Here is an 18,317-nt window from a genome sequence, read left to right on the forward strand (position 1 = left end):
TCAATCTGACGAGAAGATGTCAACAACTTTTTAAAATCTTTTTTATCGCGACGCTCTCGCTCGTTCAGACAACGATTATTAATATAACACCTTTTTACTGGCTTGGCAATAGGTTTTTTAAAATTTTTATGGGATTAAAATTTAGAGGAGGATAAGATGTTTCCACTTGCCAAAACGTGCGCTCTGCCGAGGGCTAAGACCGTGGCGAGCCGCATCGAAGGGGAATTAATTCCCCATTGACCCTCCCTCTAATGCTCGCCGAGCAAAAAAACAAAATAAAAAGATATGATAAATTCTCTTGTATTTCATTTCGTTTATTTTGCCATTATCATTTTTCTCAAATCATCAAGTTCAAGTTCGCCATCAACATACCTTTCAGTTTAAGCTCCGATTTTCTTTGATTAATGGTTGGGATTTACCGCCAAAATTTCGGAACATCATACTATACATCTTTATCTGTTATTAAAAATATTTTCCCCTAATTTCATTTTAGTGTAATCATATAGAAATCCCTTTTTTCTCTTTTTAATAACATCAATATTTCTAGTAAGAATCATTGAAATTAATAAATTTATCAACTTTACACCGACTAAAATAAATACTAAAAAACTTACTAATTCCAAATTACTCATATTGATTACCACCCTTTTGCTGCACAAAAAGTTTTAAAGATTTTAGGTGCCTTTGGACTGTTTTTCCACTTTTTACAAGCCGTATAAGCCCCTAGATCTTTTGATTGATATAGTGTTCGGATCATAAAAGCACGTGTTTTTTCACACAACATGTGCTGGTTGTAAGAGATGTCAATCTTATTAACGGCCACTTCATCAATTGTTCGCATGTACCCAATTAAATTTTTTGCGGCTTTTTATATTTCACAAAACGACTAAAACCTTGAGCCATTGCCTTCAAACTTTTGCCTAAATCCTCGCCATCATCGTTATTTTTCACTGATAACGCCTTACAGTATTCCTTTCCACATCATTGTCAAGATGTCGCTATCCAATCCACAATGTCCGTTTGGGCCCGTTTTGCAATCTGTTCCGTAGCCTGTAGTTGCAATTGTTGCCTTGCGCCTGGTTTTTTATGTCACTTTTCAATTTACTCTTGCTGAGTAAGCTAATCAAAATGATAAACGCACGAACCAATCTTTACAATTGAACATCAAAAATATTTCTTAATAATCCAAATACACGCAGCCCGTATATCCATTTTTCACAAAAAAAGAACATCGGGGAATGCTCCGATGCTCCGCATTGCTTATTCGTACAATTCTTCACCTGTGATTTCTTCATCACTCGGCGTTGTTGATATTTCTTCAATTCCTTCGGCTTTTTCCACTTTTGCGACCGTGGCGACAGATTCCTCTTCATCAAGCCTGATCAGAATGACACCTTGTGTATTACGGCCCATGACGGAAATATCTTCAACCGCCATACGAATTAAAATGCCGCCGGCAGTGATCAACATCAGGTCTTCATCACCTTTAACCGTTTCTACAGCAACGACACTTCCCGTTTTCTCGGTAATATGGCAAGTAATTAGACCTTTTCCACCGCGGGATTGTATCCGGTAATCAGCTGCTGGCGTCCGCTTGCCGTAGCCATTTTTTGTTACGACAAGAACATCGTGGTCCTCCTCGAGAATTTCCATTCCAACAACTTCATCGTTTTCGGTTAAATTAATCCCTTTTACGCCAGTTGCCGTTCTTCCCATTGGGCGTACATCTGTTTCAGGAAAGCGGATGAGCAGTCCGTTCTTCGTTCCAATCACGATATCTTTATCGTTATCCGTTAGTTTTACCGAAATAAGTTCGTCGTTTTCCCGAAGGTTCAGGGCGATCAGTCCATTATTTCGGATGTTGGCAAAGGCTGATACCGGCGTTCTTTTAACAATTCCTTCTTTTGTCGCAAAGAACAAGAACCAGTCTTCCAGGACTTCTTCCACGGCGATGATTGTATTGATCCACTCACCTTTATCGATCTCCAGCATATTAATGATCGGCAGTCCCTTGGCCGTCCGGCTGTACTCGGGAATCTCATAACCTTTCTTCCTGTATACTTTTCCTTTGTTTGTAAAGAAAAGGATGGTGTCATGAGTAGACGTCGTAAGTAAATGTTCTACGAAATCATCTTCATTTGTTCCCATTCCTTGAACACCCCGGCCGCCCCGTCTTTGGCTACGGTATGTGGAAATAGGCAGCCGCTTGATATAACCGTTATGGGTTAACGTGATGACAACATTTTCCCTTGGAATCAAATCTTCATCTTCGATGTGTCCCACTCCACCGGAAACAATCTCAGTCCGGCGGCCATCATCAAAGCGCTCTTTAATTTCCGTCAATTCATCGCGAATAATTTGCAACACTTTTTCTTCATCAGCCAGAATGCCTTTTAATTCCGCAATCAGCTTTAGAAGTTGCTGATATTCATCTTCGATTTTTTCTCTTTCAAGACCGGTCAAGCGCTGAAGCCGCATATCAAGAATCGCCTGAGCTTGCTTTTCGCTCAAGTTGAATTGTTCCATTAACCCGGTTCGGGCAATGTCGGTTGTTTCCGACCCCCTGATCAAGCTGATGATGGCATCAATATGATCAAGGGCAATTCTTAATCCTTCTAAAATATGGGCACGGGCCTCCGCTTTTCTCAATTCAAATTCTGTTCGCCTGCGAATGATGACTTTCTGATGTTCCAAATAATGTTCCAAGCATTGCTTTAAGTTCAACACTTTCGGCTGTCCGTCCACAAGCGCCAGCATATTAATACCAAAACTCGTTTGCAAGGCCGTCATTTTATATAGATTATTTAAAATAACATTTGCGTTGGCATCCCTGCGGACTTCCATGACAATTCTCATGCCGGAACGGTCTGATTCATCCCGTAACTCAGTAATGCCGTCCAGTTTTTTTTCACGGACCAGTTCGGCAATTCGCTCGATAAGCCTTGCCTTATTCACTTGGAAGGGAATCTCATGGACGATAATCGTTTCCCTTCCGTTTGATTTCGTTTCAATCTCAACCCGGGCCCGCATAATAATGGAGCCACGGCCTGTCTCGTAAGCCCTTCTGATACCGCTTCTTCCCACGATCAGTCCCGCTGTCGGAAAATCCGGTCCTTGAATATATTCCATCAATTCTTGAATCGTTATTTCAGGGTCCCTGCTCAACATCAGAATGCCGTTAATAACTTCACCAAGTTGGTGGGGAGGAATATTCGTTGCCATTCCTACGGCAATCCCGGAAGAGCCGTTGACAAGCAGGTTTGGAAAACGGGCGGGCAACACGACCGGCTCTTTTTCCGAACCGTCATAGTTCTCTTTATAATCAATCGTGTCTTTATTTAGGTCCCGTACAAGCTCCATCGAAATCTTAGACATCCTGGCCTCGGTGTACCTCATGGCGGCCGCCGAGTCGCCATCAATGGAACCAAAGTTCCCATGTCCGTCCACAAGCATGTACCTGTAGCTGAAATCTTGCGCCATCCGAACCATCGTTTCATAAACAGGCGAATCTCCGTGAGGGTGGTATTTTCCGATAACCTCCCCAACGATCCGCGCTGACTTCTTATAAGCTTTATCACTTGTCATCCCAAGGTCATTCATGGCATATAATATCCGCCTATGAACAGGTTTTAATCCATCCCGGACATCGGGAAGGGCGCGGGAGACGATGACGCTCATCGCATAGTCGAGAAAGGATGAACGCATTTCCTGACTTAAATTGATTTCCTTCACATTTGATTCAGGCATATCTGTCATGCTAAAACCTCCCTTATCCCGAAAAAAGCAAGTGAGGATTCTCACAAGCTTTTAACCGGCAAAAATTAAATATCCAAATTCTTTACGTATATTGCATTCTCTTCGATAAACAACCTGCGCGGTTCCACTTTTTCACCCATGAGCATATCAAATGTTTCATCTGCATCAATGGCGTCTTCCAAGGTCACCTGCAGGAGCGTCCTCGCTTTCGGATCCATCGTCGTTTCCCAAAGCTGCTCGGGATCCATTTCTCCGAGTCCTTTATACCTTTGCACAATCGGTTTTGGCTGCTCCGGCAACTCTGCGATCAGAGCATCTAATTCACGATCGGAATAGGTATATAATTCCTTTTTCCCTTGGCTGATTTTATAAAGCGGGGGCTGGGCTATATAAATATAACCCGCTTCAATCAATGGCCGCATATAACGGTAAAAGAGCGTAAGCAACAGCGTCCGGATATGGGCGCCATCCACGTCCGCGTCCGTCATGATCACTATTTTATGGTATCGGGCTTTGGAAATGTCAAAATCGTCTCCGATTCCTGTGCCAAGAGCCGTAATGATCGCCCGCACCTCATTGTTGGACAGGATGCGGTCAAGACGGGATTTTTCAACATTAATAATCTTTCCCTTTAGGGGTAAAATAGCTTGGAAGTGCCGATCCCGCCCTTGTTTTGCGGAGCCGCCGGCGGAGTCTCCTTCCACGATATACAATTCACTGATTTCAGGATCTCTGGAAGAGCAGTCGGCGAGCTTCCCTGGAAGACTGGATATTTCCAATGCATTTTTTCGCCGTGTTAGTTCACGCGCTTTTCGAGCCGCCATCCTCGCTCTGGCGGCCATTAAACCTTTATCGACGATTTTCCTTGCAAGTGTCGGATTTTCCAAAAGGAATTTCTCAAAGTGCTCTGAGAAAAGAGCGTCCGTGATCGTACGGGCCTCTGAGTTTCCAAGTTTCGTTTTCGTTTGTCCCTCAAATTGAGGATCTGGATGTTTGATGGAAATGATGGCGGTCAAACCTTCCCGGACGTCTTCTCCTGACAAATTGCCATCATTTTCTTTGATGATTTGATGCTTTTTGGCATAGTCGTTAATGACTCTTGTCAAAGCAGCCTTAAATCCCGATTCATGCGTTCCACCTTCATATGTGTGGATATTGTTTGCAAAGGAATAAATATTACTTGCATACCCGTCGTTGTACTGCATGGCAATTTCAATAGCGATCTCATCGCGCTCACTGTCGATGTAAATCGGTTCCTCGTGAAGCACTTCTTTCGCTCTGTTCAAGTGCTCTACATAAGACATAATTCCGCCTTCATAGTGGAATTCGAGCTTTTTGGGTTCCTCGCGCTTATCTTCAATCGTCAATTTTAATCCTTTGTTTAAAAAGGCCAGTTCCCGGGTACGGGTAGATAAGGTTTCAAAATCAAATTCAGTCGTTTCCGTAAATATTTCCGGATCCGGTTTGAAGTGAATGACGGTTCCTGTTTGGTCTGTATCACCGATGATTTTCAAATCAAATTGGGGTACGCCTCTTTTATATTTTTGATAATGAATTTTTCCGTTCAAATGTACATATACTTCAAGCTCGCTGGACAACGCGTTGACGACCGATGCGCCAACACCGTGAAGGCCTCCGGAAACTTTATATCCGCCTCCGCCAAATTTTCCGCCGGCGTGGAGGACGGTCAGAATAACTTCAACTGCCGGGCGGCCCATTTTCTCATGAATACCCACTGGTATTCCACGCCCATTGTCTTTAACGGTAATGCTGTTGTCTTCTTCAATAATGAGATTAATTTCATTGCAATATCCAGCCATCGCTTCGTCAATACTGTTGTCCACAATTTCCCATACGAGATGGTGCAAACCTTTTATGCTTGTTGAACCTATATACATCCCGGGACGCTTGCGAACCGCTTCAAGCCCTTCAAGCACCTGGATTTGTTTTTCGTCGTACTGTTTTTGAATGGCCTCTTGTTCCATTGACATGAACGATTCACCTGCACTTTCCATCTATTTTAAAATGAATCAAACATATTGTTCATCTTGTATCGTTCATTGCTTTTTTCTTTAAAGTAGCGAGGGCGACAGGGGTGAGATACATATGATTCGGTGTAATTACGAGCGATTTATAAGGGCCGTCCGCAATATTGACCACACTCTCTTTTTTCTTTTCCAACATATCTTGCATCGGCTCAGACTCATTGACTGTCTGCATATCTAAAATGGCAATGATATCACTCAAACGGACCAATGTATCATCACCTACATGAACATACATACAAGGTCCTCCTCATTCCACTCTCGTGATGTTGCCGTTATGAACTGAAAAACTGGTCGCTTCTCTTATCGTTTCATGGTCAATCCCGCTCGTTGTCGTTGTTGTCACAAACGTTTGAACTTTATCCTGAATGGTATTTAGCAAATGGGATTGGCGAAAATCATCCAATTCGGATAAAACATCATCAAGAAGCAATATCGGGTATTCACCAACTTCCTCAAAAATGAGTTCTATTTCGGCCAGTTTGACAGAGAGGGCAGCAGTGCGTTGCTGGCCTTGTGAGCCAAACGTTTGAACATCTCGCCCGTTAACATAAAAATATATTTCATCTCGATGCGGGCCAATCAGGCTGATTCCCCGGTCTATTTCTCTATTCCTTAAAGTGGAAAGTTTTTCCTCAAATGTTGTTACCATTTTGGACGAATCGGCCTGTTCTGATACATCCAGAGATGGTTTATACCGAATCGTGAGGGACTCAAGGCCTCGGGAAATACCGGAATGAATCGGCTTTGCCCAGTTTTCGAGGATTCGCACAAACTCAAAACGCTTCTGAATAATTTTGACAGCAATGTCAATATACTGTTCTGTTAATACATCCAAAAATGTTTGATCCGTTTGTTTTTTCATTTGCAATTGTTTTAAATACTGGTTTCGCTGCTGCAGAATTTTTTGGTATAAGCCTACATGGTAAAGGTAAAGGGGAGATACTTGGCCAATTTCCATATCAATAAAACGACGCCTTACTTGAGGGCTCCCTTTGACAAGATGGAGATCTTCAGGCGCAAACATCACAACATTCATATTTCCAACATATTGGCTTAATTTCCTTTGCTCTATATGGTTAAATTTGGCTTTTTTTCCTTTTTTGGAAATCGTTAACTCCATGGGAGCAGACCCGCTCTTTTTTTGAATCCTGCCCCTTATTTTAGCATACTCTTCATCCCATCGTATCAAATCCTTGTCATTTGAAGTTCGATGGGACTTGGCCATGCCTAAAACGTAAATGGCTTCCATGACATTTGTTTTTCCTTGGGCATTTTCTCCAACGAACACATTGACTTTATTTTCAAAAGAAAGTGAGAGTGTTTTATAATTTCTAAAATTTTCCAATTCCAATTGCTCAATATACATGGAAAAGACATCCTTTAATGGGCAACAAGAAAACTTCCCGCTCCCTGCACTTCGATACGATCACCCTCATAGAGCTTGCGACCGCGCCTTTGCTCAGGTTCTCCATTGACCAAGACGGTATGCTCGCTCAAAAACCACTTGGCCATTCCGCCTGAATCAATCAGATCGGCAAGCTTTAAAAATTGACCAAGTGTGATGGTGTCCGTTTGAATGACAATTTTTGTTTCCACGCTCTCACTCTTTCCGTTTATGATCTCATACCTTTATTTTACTAAAGATTTACGCTCATGACAAAGAATACGGGGGGCGCCGCCAACGATGATAAAATCATTAAACGAAAAAAGAGCAGACAACGATCATTCCTTGGATGGATATAAAAAACCTGCCTCAAGGGGCAGGCTGTCTTACGCAGTACGAACAGGCAAAATAAGTTGCAAAATGGTCGGATCTTCTACAGATTTAATAATAAAAGGCCTCATGGCGCCCGTAAAGCTGACGGTAATTTCATTGCCTTCCACAGCGCGGAGGGCTTCCATCATGTATTTCGCACTGAACGAAATATTTAAAGCTTCACCCTCAAGTGAATGAATGGGAATTTGCTCCGATACATGGCCGATTTCGGGTGTATTGGAAGAGATTTCAATCATGTTTCCCTCAAGTGATGTAAGTTTGACCACATTGTTTCTTTCTTCCCGGGCCAACAACGAAGCCCTGTCAATGGCGTCATTAAACAATTTGCCTTCAAGAACAATATTTGTCTTATATTCCGCTGGAATGAGTCGAGATGTATCAGGATAATTTCCTTCCAACCGGCGTGAATAAAAGTGAATATTTTTGGTTTTAAAAAGGACCTGGTTATCGGTAATAAAAATATTGACCGGTTGGTCATTATCATCCAGGATCTTGCTAAGCTCAGTAAGGCTTTTGCCAGGGATAACCGTTTGATAACTTTCGTTTTCCGGTAAATCGACTGGTGATGTCTTCATGGCCAGTCTGTGGCTGTCGGTGGCAACACAGGTAAGTGACCCATTTTCAATGTGCCAGTTTACACCTGTCAAGATCGGGCGTATTTCTGAGGTGGACACTGCGAACACTGTTTGTCTGATTAATGTTTTCAAAAGATTGCCCGGCATGGAAAATACAGTTTCATCCGATACTTGGGGAAGAAGGGGGTACTCCTTATGGTCAAGCCCGTTTAGATAGAACTCTGCTTTTCCGGAACGGATGAGTACTTGCCTCGAATCTTCCACCTTCATTTCTACTGTATCCTTTGGTAGTTTTCTGACGATATCTCCGAAAAAACGCGCATTCAGGACAATGCCACCGGGTTGAACCATATCAATCAATTTATCGCCATTTTCTTCAACAGGTATATAAGATTCGATGGAAATGTCGGAATCACTTCCAGTAAAAGTAATGCCATCTTCTGTGGCGACGATTTTAATTCCCGTCAAGATAGGAATGGTTGTTCTTGAAGAAACAGCCCTCATGACATGATTGACACTGTCCGCGAGCCGATTCCGCTGAATGGTAAATTGCATTTTTATTCCCTCACTTCAGCTTTATATATATTATTTTTTAATAAAAAAATCGTAGTAATAGTAGTAGGCGTTGTGGATATGTGGATAAATATGTGAATGACTGGAAATCTCGCCTTATTCACATGTGTACAAGATGTGCATGTCCATGTTCCGGTTATGCACATAATCCTCAATGTGAACTTTTAAGAGAATCCTTGATGTTTTGAATAATAGACTGTAAATCGGCGTCTGTTTCCAATAGCTTTGATATTTTATCATAAGCGTGAATGACCGTGGTATGATCACGGCCGCCAAATTCTTCGCCAATTTTCGGGAGGGAGAGATCCGTAAGCTCCCTTGCCAGGTACATGGCAATTTGTCTTGGAAAAGCGATTGATTTCGTTCTTTTCTTCGCTTTAAAATCTTCAAGTTTCACATTAAATTCGGCTCCAACCACTTTCTGGATATCGAGAACGGTAATGACTTTTGGTTTGGAGCTGGGAATAATATCCTTTAATGCTTCAGCAGTCAAATCCGCATTAATGTCCTTATTAATAAGGGATGAGTAAGCGACAACGCGTATTAACGCACCCTCCAGTTCCCTAATGTTCGTATCGATTTGATTGGCTATGTACAGCATAGCTTCATTCGGTATGTCCAACCCGTCCGCTTTTGCCTTTTTTCTTAAAATGGCGATTCTTGTTTCCAGATCAGGAGGCGTAATATCGGTGATCAACCCCCATTCAAAGCGGGATCTCAAGCGGTCTTCCAATGTCGGAATTTCTTTTGGCGGCCTGTCGCTCGAAATGATAATTTGTTTGCTTTCTTCGTGGAGCGTGTTAAATGTATGGAAAAATTCTTCCTGAGTTTGTTCTTTTCCGGCCAAAAATTGAATATCATCTATTAAAAGCACATCTACATTTCGATATTTATTTCTAAAATCATCGGCTTTATTGTCTCGGATCGAATTAATAAATTCATTTGTAAATTTTTCGGATGACAGGTAGACAACCTTTGCCGTTGGATTGTGCTCTAATACATAATGACCGATGGCATGTAACAAATGTGTTTTTCCAAGCCCGACCCCACCGTAAATAAAGAGCGGGTTATAAGCTTTGGCCGGAGCTTCGGCAACAGCGAGGGATGCTGCATGGGCAAAACGGTTCCCGGCGCCAATAACGAAGGTATCGAACGTGTATTTGGAATTCAGCATATTTTGGTAGTTTTCTTTCCTATGAATTTCTTGTACTGGATGTGGAGCAGCCGGTGTTTTGCTTGCTTCCTCTTCATTTTCAGGGGGAATGATAAATTTTACCTCCAAATTTTCTCCAATAATTTCATATAAAAGTTTAGAAATTAAATCCGCATAGCGTCCCTCTAACCAATCCCTGGCAAATTCATTTGGAGCTGCGACTACTAAAGTTTCACCTTGCAAACGATAGGCTTCAGTAAATTTAAGCCATGTATCAAAACTGGGCTTGCTTATTTTTTGTTCAATATTCTTCAGGACCTGGTCCCAAAGATCGGCCAAGTTTTCCAACATTTACCCCCCTTTATTTTAGTAGATCCCGACTTATTGGTTCCTTTCCAAGAAAAGAAATTGTGGAAAAGTATATAATAGTAGAAAACGGGTATTTCGACAATATCCACTTCTTGTGGACAAAGATATGCAATGGAGGTTTATAAACAATCCACATTCTATCCACAATCTGTGGATAATGATGAGGATTGAGATAGGGCATCCACAAGTAAAACACTATTATCATATCAAATTAAGCATGGTCCTGCAATGAGTGCCAAAGATTATCCACAATGCTAAAAAACGGTAAAAAATAATTATTAACAGCCCTTGGTTTGTGAAAAACTTGTCGATAAATATTGTGAATAAGAAATAATGAACTCACAATTCATCAACAGGCTCGTGTTGGATTAAAATGGATGGAAAAAATGAAGGGGAAGGTTGACAATCTTTCTATGACATCTTTATAATTAGTAAGACTGTCTTAAACGAGAATGATCCAACCCTCGAGGAGGTGTTACTATAATGAAAAGAACATTCCAGCCAAATAGACGTAAAAGAAGTAAAGTTCATGGTTTCCGTGTGCGCATGAGCACGAAAACGGGCCGAAGAATTTTGGCTGCTCGCCGTCGTAAAGGAAGAAAAGTTTTATCCGCGTAGACCACTGAAACGTCTCAGTGGTCTTTTTTCTAATAGATGAGAGAACGGGGCTCAGCTTTTGAGGTGGATGAATGAAGAAAACATTCAGAATTAAAAAAAATACGGAGTTTCAGGCTGTTTTTAGAAAAGGGGCGTCGGTTGCCAATCGGCAATTCGTCGTCTATATACTAGAAAAGAAAGATCAGGGGCATTTTCGGATCGGATTATCCGTCAGTAAAAAAATCGGAAATGCGGTGACGAGAAATCGAATCAAACGATATATCAGGCAATTTTTCCAAGAGAATCAAACACGTGTGAGTCCCATGAAAGATTATGTTATCATCGCCAGGAAACCGGCGGCCGAGATGGATTATCATTCCATTAAAAAGAGTTTGGAACATGTGCTCCTGCTGGGAAAAAGCATACGAAAAGAATCAAATGATAATAAATGAACAGAAGCGGAGAAAAGTGTTAAAATAACGGATAGAGCTGTTATCATCGATACGTTATTCTGATACACAGGGAGGATATAAAGTTTTGAAGAAGAAAATATTTTTATTGTCAGCATTGCTGTTTCTCGTCATCACCGCAGCAGGCTGTTCGACGATTGAAAACCCTGTGCCGATTACATCCGAGAGCACTGGTTTTTGGAGCAAGTATATCGTTTATCCTTTATCATGGCTGATAACGACCACAGCTGAAATGTTCGGCAACAGTTACGGTTTGGGGATAGTGATTGTCACGATTCTCATTCGGTTAGCGATATTGCCGCTGATGATCAAACAAACCAAAAGTTCAAAAGCAATGCAAGCACTTCAGCCGGAAATGCAAAAATTAAGGGAAAAATACAGCTCAAAAGATGCAAAAACCCAGCAACAGCTTCAGCAGGAAATGATGCAGCTGTTTCAAAAACATGGTGTGAATCCGCTGGCAGGCTGTTTTCCGTTGCTGATTCAAATGCCAATTTTAATCGGGTTTTATCAAGCGATTATTCGTACGGAAGAAATTGCTACCCACACATTTTTATGGTTTGATCTCGGAAAGCCGGATCCTTTGTTTTTACTTCCGATTATTGCGGGACTGACTACTTTCCTGCAGCAAAAAATGATGATGGCCGGAATGGAAGGCCAAAATCCGCAAATGCAAATGATGCTGTACATCATGCCAGTAATGATTTTGATTTTTGCAATCAATTTCCCGGCGGCACTTTCCTTATACTGGGTAGTCGGAAATATTTTTATGATCGTCCAAACGTATTTTATAAAACCGCCTGTCGTTCAAAAATCGACGACGAATGAGGGAAAGGTGAGGGGAGCTAAAAAGTGAAACAAGTCACTGCCAACGGACAAACCGTGGAAGAAGCAGTACAATCAGCTTTGGCTCAACTGAATGCAACAAAAGATCAAGTGGAAATTCAAATTGTCGATGAAGGAAAAAAGGGGCTATTCGGGCTCTTTGGTTCTCGTCCGGCTGTCGTTAAAGTAACGTTGAAGCCGGGCGCCATTGAATCCGTCGTGGATTTTTTGCAAAATGTCCTTCGGAATATGGGCATTGAAGCAAACATTGAAACGGTTCAAGAAGATGATCGCAACGTATTTGTCAACATCACTGGTGAAAAAATGGGGCTTTTAATCGGGAAAAGAGGACAAACCGTCAATTCTTTGCAATATTTGACACAACTTGTTGCCAATCGCCATTCAGGGCATTATATAAGAGTCATTTTAAATCCGGAAAATTACCGGGAAAGGCGAAAAGAAACGTTGGCCCGCCTGGCGGAACGCCTTGCGCAAAAAGCAGTTCATGAAGGCGAGCCGATAAAGCTGGAACCAATGCCAAATTACGAGCGAAAGATTATACATACTGTGCTGGCAGATCACCGTGGTGTACAAACCGTGTCAAAAGGGGAAGAACCCAACAGATACGTTGTGATTCAACCAAACACTTCTCAAAGCTGAGAGGTGTTTTTTTTCTGTGTAAGGATACCATTTAGCTCTCAAAAGTGTTGTATCCCTTCCTTATCTATAAAAAAATTTCCATATAAATGAAAAGAGCCAATACTCTCATTCATTGCCGCTAAACAAAAGCCAACCATCTTGGAAAAAGATCAGTTGGAAGCATCAAGGGAAACCAGTTAGAAAAACAAGTTTTGCTTAAAAGGAAGAAAAGGGAGTGTGGTTGAAGCATATTAAAAATGTCGTCTGAACGTTTTGTTACATTCAGGGAAATTTTCAAAGCCAGGAACCTGTCTTACGCCATTGTTATTCACATGTGGATAAGATAAAATAAAGAATGCAGCTTATTCCAATTGTGGATGATTGGCGATAAAAAAGTTATGCACATTGTGCATTGATATATGAATTTTTTTATAAGAAAAGAGGTGAAAAATAATGGATTTCGATACGATTGCCGCGATATCGACCCCGCTCGGCGAAGGAGGAATCGCGATTGTCAGAATCAGTGGCGATGAAGCGGTTCAGATTGCGGATCAAATATTCCGGGGGGCAGGGGGAAAGCAGTTAAAAGATGTGGCAACCCATACCATTCATTATGGATTGCTTGTCAACCCAAAAACGGGTGCGAAGGAAGAAGAAGTGATGGTGACCGTCATGAGGGCGCCACGGACGTATACACGTGAGGACGTGGTGGAAATCAATTGCCATGGCGGGCTCGTCTCGGTAAATCGTGTGCTTCAACTCGTTTTAAATAATGGGGCACGACTTGCAGAACCTGGGGAATTTACGAAAAGGGCATTCTTGAACGGACGTATTGATCTGTCGCAAGCAGAAGCGGTTATCGATCTGATACGGGCAAAGACGGACAAAGCAATGAATATCGCTTTGGAGCAAATGGGCGGCCGTCTTTCAAAATTGATCGCCAAATTGCGTCAGGAGATATTGGAGACACTTGCCCATGTCGAGGTAAACATCGATTATCCTGAATATGATGATGTAGAAGAAATGACGCATCGCCTTTTAGAGGAAAAAGCCATCTATATTCGTGACCAAATAAAAAAATTACTAAATACCGCCGAACAAGGTAAAATATTACGTGAAGGTTTGGCGACTGCCATCATCGGACGGCCAAACGTCGGAAAATCATCCCTCCTAAACAGCCTCGTTCAGGAAAACAAGGCGATTGTGACTGATATACCTGGCACAACGAGGGATGTTATTGAAGAATATGTAAATGTAAGAGGCGTTCCTTTGCGTTTAATTGATACGGCGGGGATCAGAGAAACGGAAGATATTGTTGAACAGATCGGTGTGGAGCGGTCCCGCAAAGTATTAAAGGAAGCGGATTTGATTTTACTCGTACTCAATTCCGCCGAGGAATTTACTTCTGAAGATGAGCAACTTTTTAAAGCCGTTGAAGGAATGGACGTTATTGTTATCGTGAACAAAACGGACTTGCCAAGAAAAATAGATTTGGAAAAAGTAAGGGACATGGCTTCATCACATACCGTTGTGACGACTTCTTTATTGGAAGAAGAAGGGATCGATGATTTGGAACAGGCGATTGCCGATATGTTTTTCCGCGGTGAACTGGAAACGGGTGATTTGACATATGTATCGAACAGCCGTCATATCGCATTATTACATCAGGCGCTTGATGCGATTGAAGATGTCATTACAGGTATTGAAATGGGGACTCCAATCGACATCGTACAGATCGACATGACCAGAACATGGGAATTGCTCGGAGAAATTATTGGTGATACTGTACAGGAAAGTTTGATTGATCAGTTATTTAGTCAATTTTGTCTCGGAAAATAAACAACAGGCGTTAACAGAATAAGTGATAAAGGAGCGTGTAACATGAAGCAATTTGAGGCAGGCCAATATGACGTGGTTGTAGTCGGAGCGGGCCATGCCGGATGCGAAGCTGGACTGGCGGCCGCCAGAATGGGAGCCAAAGTGCTCATGATTACAATTAATCTGGACATGGTTGCTTTTATGCCGTGCAATCCATCTATAGGCGGTCCGGCAAAAGGGGTCGTCGTTCGGGAAATTGATGCCCTTGGCGGAGAAATGGGTAAAAATATTGATAAAACAGCCATCCAAATGAGGATGCTCAATACCGGTAAGGGTCCGGCTGTTCAGGCACTGCGCGCCCAGGCGGATAAATTCCAATACCAGCATGAAATGAAAAATACGCTGGAGAATGAACCGAATATTACACTTCACCAGGGCATGGTGGAACGATTGATCGTTGAAGATGATATATGTCGCGGAGTTGTGACGATGACGGGAGCGGTCTATCGCGCCAAAGCGGTCGTCATTACAACGGGAACTTTCTTGCGCGGAGAAATCATTCTTGGCGAGTTAAAATATTCAAGTGGACCAAACAATCAACAACCGTCCATCAAACTGTCGGAACATCTGCAAGAGCTCGGCTTTGAAATAGAAAGATTTAAAACAGGCACTCCGCCACGCGTGAATAGCCAAACAATTGATTACAGCAAAACGGAAATTCAGCCTGGTGATGAAGAACCGAGGGCATTCAGTTATGAAACGATCAAAAAAGTGACAGACCAATTGCCATGCTGGCTGACGTATACGAATGAACGCACTCATCGTTTGATTGATGAGAATTTGCACCGTTCTCCGATGTTTTCCGGTATGATTAAGGGGACGGGCGCGCGCTATTGTCCATCAATAGAAGATAAGGTTGTTCGTTTTAGTGATAAGCCGCGCCACCAGATTTTTCTCGAACCTGAAGGGCGCCATACAAATGAAGTATATGTCCAGGGACTTTCAACAAGCTTGCCGGAAGAAGTCCAGCATGAACTGATCAAAACGGTTCCCGCTTTAGAACAGGCGCGAATGATGCGTCCGGGATATGCAATCGAATATGATGCGATCGTTCCAACCCAGTTGTGGCCGACTTTGGAAACAAAAAAAGTGAAAAATTTATATACGGCAGGCCAAATTAACGGAACATCCGGTTATGAAGAGGCGGCGGCCCAAGGGCTTATGGCGGGCATTAACGCCGCATGTAATATTTTTGGTAAAGATGAAGTGATTTTAAGCCGCTCCGATGCCTATATCGGCGTATTGATTGATGACCTTGTTACCAAAGGAACAAATGAACCATACCGGCTTTTAACGTCACGTGCTGAATACCGGCTGCTATTGCGCCAGGACAACGCCGACCTTCGCTTGACCGATATAGGATACGAACTGGGACTCATATCTGAAGAACGATACGAGCGGTATAAGCGGAAAAAAGCTGATATTGAATCCGAAATAAAAAGACTGCAAAAAACTATCTTAAAACCAAATGAAAAAACGCAGGCTATGATTAGAGGAGCGGGCGGCAGCGAGCTGAAAGACGGCATTCGTGCATCCGATTTATTAAAGCGTCCCGAAATGAAATATTCCCATATCATCCAGTTGGCGCCCGGTGAAAAAGAACTGCCGCAAGACGTGATTGAACAAGTTGAAATTCAAATTAAATACGAAGGTTATATCGAAAAATCTTTACAGCAAGTTGAAAAGCTGAAAAAACTTGAAAACAAAAAAATTCCCGAAGACATTGATTATGATGCCATCCAGGGCATTGCGACCGAGGCGCGCCAAAAGCTAAACAAAGTCCGTCCGCTTTCCATTGCCCAAGCTTCCCGGATCTCCGGCGTAAATCCAGCGGATATTTCTATTTTGCTAGTGTATATTGAACACGGAAAAATAGCCCGTGTTGCAGGGGATGGCGCTTAAGAAAGGGTTTATCAATGAATAGAGAGCAATTTACAAACGAATTAAAGAAAATGGGTATTGAACTAGACGAGCGTCAGCTCAACCAATTTGAACGGTATTACGAACTGTTGGTGGAATGGAATGAAAAAATGAATTTAACGGCGATCACCGATCATGAGGAAGTGTATTTAAAACACTTTTATGACTCGGTGAGCGCTGCGTTTTTCGTTGATTTTACAGGTTCCCTGTCGCTCTGCGATGTCGGGGCGGGAGCTGGATTTCCGAGTATCCCGCTTAAAATTTGCTTTCCGCAACTAAATATAACGATAGTCGATTCATTAAAAAAGCGGATTACTTTTTTACATGAACTTGCCAAAGAACTGAAACTAGAGAAAGTATTTTTTTATCACGACCGTGCGGAAACATTTGCTCAACATAAAGACTTCCGTGAACGATTTGATATCGTTACCGCGAGAGCAGTAGCAAAAATGTCTGTTTTAACGGAATTATGTCTGCCGCTTGTAAAAAAAGAAGGCATATTTGTGGCAATGAAGGCGGCAAACGCCGAAGAAGAATTAAAGGCGGCCGAAAAAGCGATCAAGCTGCTTGGTGGAAAAGAGCAAGCTGTCCACGATTTTACATTGCCAATAGAAGAAAGCGAAAGAAACATCATTATCATAAAAAAAGTTAAAAAGACTCCAAATAAATATCCGCGGAAACCTGGTACTCCCAATAAACTGCCGCTTGAATAAATATAGTCGGCAAAGGAGCAGTTGTTCGGCAGGGATTTGATTATTGGGATAGAATGTATTTAAAAAAGGGAGTTATTATTTCAAGGTGGTGTGAAGGATGAAACATCCTTTCTCGCGTTTTTTTGGATTGGGCGATAAAGAACTGCCGACAGAAAGAGAGACGGCGGAAGAGAGGGATGAGGTGAAACAAATAACAGTTTCAGACATCATTCCGAATCGTTTTCAACCAAGAACCATATTTGACGAAACAAAAATAGAAGAGTTGGCCCGGACCATTCATACGCATGGGATCATTCAGCCAATCGTCGTCAGGGAAGCAGAAAACAGCCAATATGAAATTATTGCCGGAGAACGAAGGTTCAGGGCAGTCAAGATGCTTGGCTGGGAAAAGATCCCCGCCATCATTAAAAATTTAAGTGACACGGAAACTGCCTCCGTTGCATTAATTGAGAATTTGCAGCGAGAAGAACTGACCCCAATAGAAGAAGCAATAGCTTATGGAAAGCTGCTGGAACTTCATAATTTAACGCAGGAAGCATTGGCGCAAAGATTAGGAAAAGGGCAGTCAACCGTTGCCAATAAACTTCGTTTGCTCAAACTTCCAGAACAAGTTCAAGAAGCTTTATTGAAAAAACAAATTACAGAACGTCACGCCCGGGCGTTAATACCGATAAAAGATCCCGAAAAACAAGTTGAATTGATGAATTTGATCGTTGAAAAAAACTTAAATGTAAAGCAAACGGAAGAACAAGTCGTAAGAATGCTTTCCACCGACAAGCAACAGCCTAAAAGAACGCCGAAAAAAAGAGCAATCAGCAAAGATATGCGGATTGCTGTCAATACGATCCGCCAATCACTTTCTATGGTGGCTGACAGTGGAATCAAACTAGATTCAACGGAAGAAGAGCATGAAGAATACTATCAAATTACGATTAAAATTCCTAAAAAGAAAGATTCATAGAAAATGACGAGCATGAGAAGCTTGAAAAACAAACAAGTTTCTCATTTTTTTACGGATAACTGG

General features: G+C 42.1%; 16 protein-coding genes. 8 read left to right on the forward strand and 8 right to left on the reverse strand.

The features are described from left to right. Nucleotides 1-452: 452 nt before the first annotated feature. From JOC94_RS18185 to dnaA, 8 genes are all read right to left on the reverse strand, one after another. Nucleotides 453-632, reverse strand: a complete 180-nt coding sequence (locus JOC94_RS18185) for a hypothetical protein (protein ID WP_077109413.1) — start codon at nucleotides 630-632, stop codon at nucleotides 453-455. 628 nt (nucleotides 633-1,260) lie between these two features. Next, nucleotides 1,261-3,756: a DNA gyrase subunit A gene (gyrA, locus tag JOC94_RS18190; protein ID WP_077109412.1), complete on the reverse strand. Its 2,496-nt coding sequence runs from the start codon at nucleotides 3,754-3,756 to the stop codon at nucleotides 1,261-1,263. A gap of 65 nt (nucleotides 3,757-3,821) precedes the next feature. Then, nucleotides 3,822-5,741 carry a DNA topoisomerase (ATP-hydrolyzing) subunit B gene (gene gyrB, locus JOC94_RS18195; protein WP_077109415.1) on the reverse strand — a complete coding sequence of 640 codons (1,920 nt, stop codon included), beginning with the start codon at nucleotides 5,739-5,741 and terminating at the stop codon, nucleotides 3,822-3,824. A 58-nt stretch (nucleotides 5,742-5,799) separates the two neighbouring features. Continuing rightward, entirely contained in the window at nucleotides 5,800-6,039 is a 240-nt protein-coding gene (gene remB, locus JOC94_RS18200; protein ID WP_077109411.1) for an extracellular matrix regulator RemB, read from the reverse strand. A gap of 12 nt (nucleotides 6,040-6,051) precedes the next feature. Then, nucleotides 6,052-7,170, reverse strand: a complete 1,119-nt coding sequence (recF, locus tag JOC94_RS18205) for a DNA replication/repair protein RecF (RefSeq protein ID WP_077109410.1) — start codon at nucleotides 7,168-7,170, stop codon at nucleotides 6,052-6,054. 14 nt (nucleotides 7,171-7,184) lie between these two features. Next, on the reverse strand, nucleotides 7,185-7,400 hold the full coding sequence (gene yaaA / locus JOC94_RS18210) for a S4 domain-containing protein YaaA (RefSeq protein WP_077109409.1): 216 nt from the start codon (nucleotides 7,398-7,400) through the stop codon (nucleotides 7,185-7,187). A gap of 174 nt (nucleotides 7,401-7,574) precedes the next feature. Continuing rightward, a complete protein-coding gene (gene dnaN / locus JOC94_RS18215; protein ID WP_077109408.1) occupies nucleotides 7,575-8,711 on the reverse strand; it encodes a DNA polymerase III subunit beta in 1,137 nt (378 codons plus the stop codon). Between the two features lie 169 nt (nucleotides 8,712-8,880). Then, entirely contained in the window at nucleotides 8,881-10,230 is a 1,350-nt protein-coding gene (gene dnaA / locus JOC94_RS18220; protein WP_077109414.1) for a chromosomal replication initiator protein DnaA, read from the reverse strand. A 504-nt stretch (nucleotides 10,231-10,734) separates the two neighbouring features. On the opposite strand from dnaA, the gene rpmH reads away from it, so the two are divergent. From rpmH to noc, 8 genes are all read left to right on the forward strand, one after another. Beyond that, nucleotides 10,735-10,869 carry a 50S ribosomal protein L34 gene (gene rpmH, locus JOC94_RS18225; RefSeq protein ID WP_077109407.1) on the forward strand — a complete coding sequence of 45 codons (135 nt, stop codon included), beginning with the start codon at nucleotides 10,735-10,737 and terminating at the stop codon, nucleotides 10,867-10,869. Nucleotides 10,870-10,940: 71 nt separating this feature from the next. Continuing rightward, nucleotides 10,941-11,300, forward strand: a complete 360-nt coding sequence (gene rnpA, locus JOC94_RS18230; protein ID WP_077109406.1) for a ribonuclease P protein component — start codon at nucleotides 10,941-10,943, stop codon at nucleotides 11,298-11,300. Nucleotides 11,301-11,385: 85 nt separating this feature from the next. Beyond that, entirely contained in the window at nucleotides 11,386-12,174 is a 789-nt protein-coding gene (spoIIIJ, locus tag JOC94_RS18235) for a YidC family membrane integrase SpoIIIJ (protein WP_077109405.1), read from the forward strand. Beyond that, the gene (gene jag, locus JOC94_RS18240; RefSeq protein ID WP_077109404.1) at nucleotides 12,171-12,803 is read left to right on the forward strand and encodes an RNA-binding cell elongation regulator Jag/EloR; all 633 of its coding nucleotides are present in this window, start codon (nucleotides 12,171-12,173) and stop codon (nucleotides 12,801-12,803) included. Before spoIIIJ ends, jag begins: the two co-directional genes overlap by 4 nt. Nucleotides 12,804-13,235: 432 nt before the next feature. Next, a complete protein-coding gene (gene mnmE / locus JOC94_RS18245) occupies nucleotides 13,236-14,621 on the forward strand; it encodes a tRNA uridine-5-carboxymethylaminomethyl(34) synthesis GTPase MnmE (protein WP_205180041.1) in 1,386 nt (461 codons plus the stop codon). A gap of 42 nt (nucleotides 14,622-14,663) precedes the next feature. Then, the gene (gene mnmG / locus JOC94_RS18250) at nucleotides 14,664-16,562 is read left to right on the forward strand and encodes a tRNA uridine-5-carboxymethylaminomethyl(34) synthesis enzyme MnmG (protein WP_077109402.1); all 1,899 of its coding nucleotides are present in this window, start codon (nucleotides 14,664-14,666) and stop codon (nucleotides 16,560-16,562) included. A 14-nt stretch (nucleotides 16,563-16,576) separates the two neighbouring features. Further along, nucleotides 16,577-17,293, forward strand: a complete 717-nt coding sequence (rsmG, locus tag JOC94_RS18255; protein ID WP_205180043.1) for a 16S rRNA (guanine(527)-N(7))-methyltransferase RsmG — start codon at nucleotides 16,577-16,579, stop codon at nucleotides 17,291-17,293. Nucleotides 17,294-17,390: 97 nt separating this feature from the next. Then, complete coding sequence (noc, locus tag JOC94_RS18260) at nucleotides 17,391-18,254, forward strand: nucleoid occlusion protein (protein ID WP_077109400.1); 864 nt, start codon at nucleotides 17,391-17,393, stop codon at nucleotides 18,252-18,254. Nucleotides 18,255-18,317: the final 63 nt, after the last annotated feature.

Origin of the sequence: Siminovitchia thermophila (genome assembly GCF_016909185.1) — a bacterium.
GTDB classification, from domain to species: Bacteria; Bacillota; Bacilli; order Bacillales; family Bacillaceae_C; genus Siminovitchia; species Siminovitchia thermophila.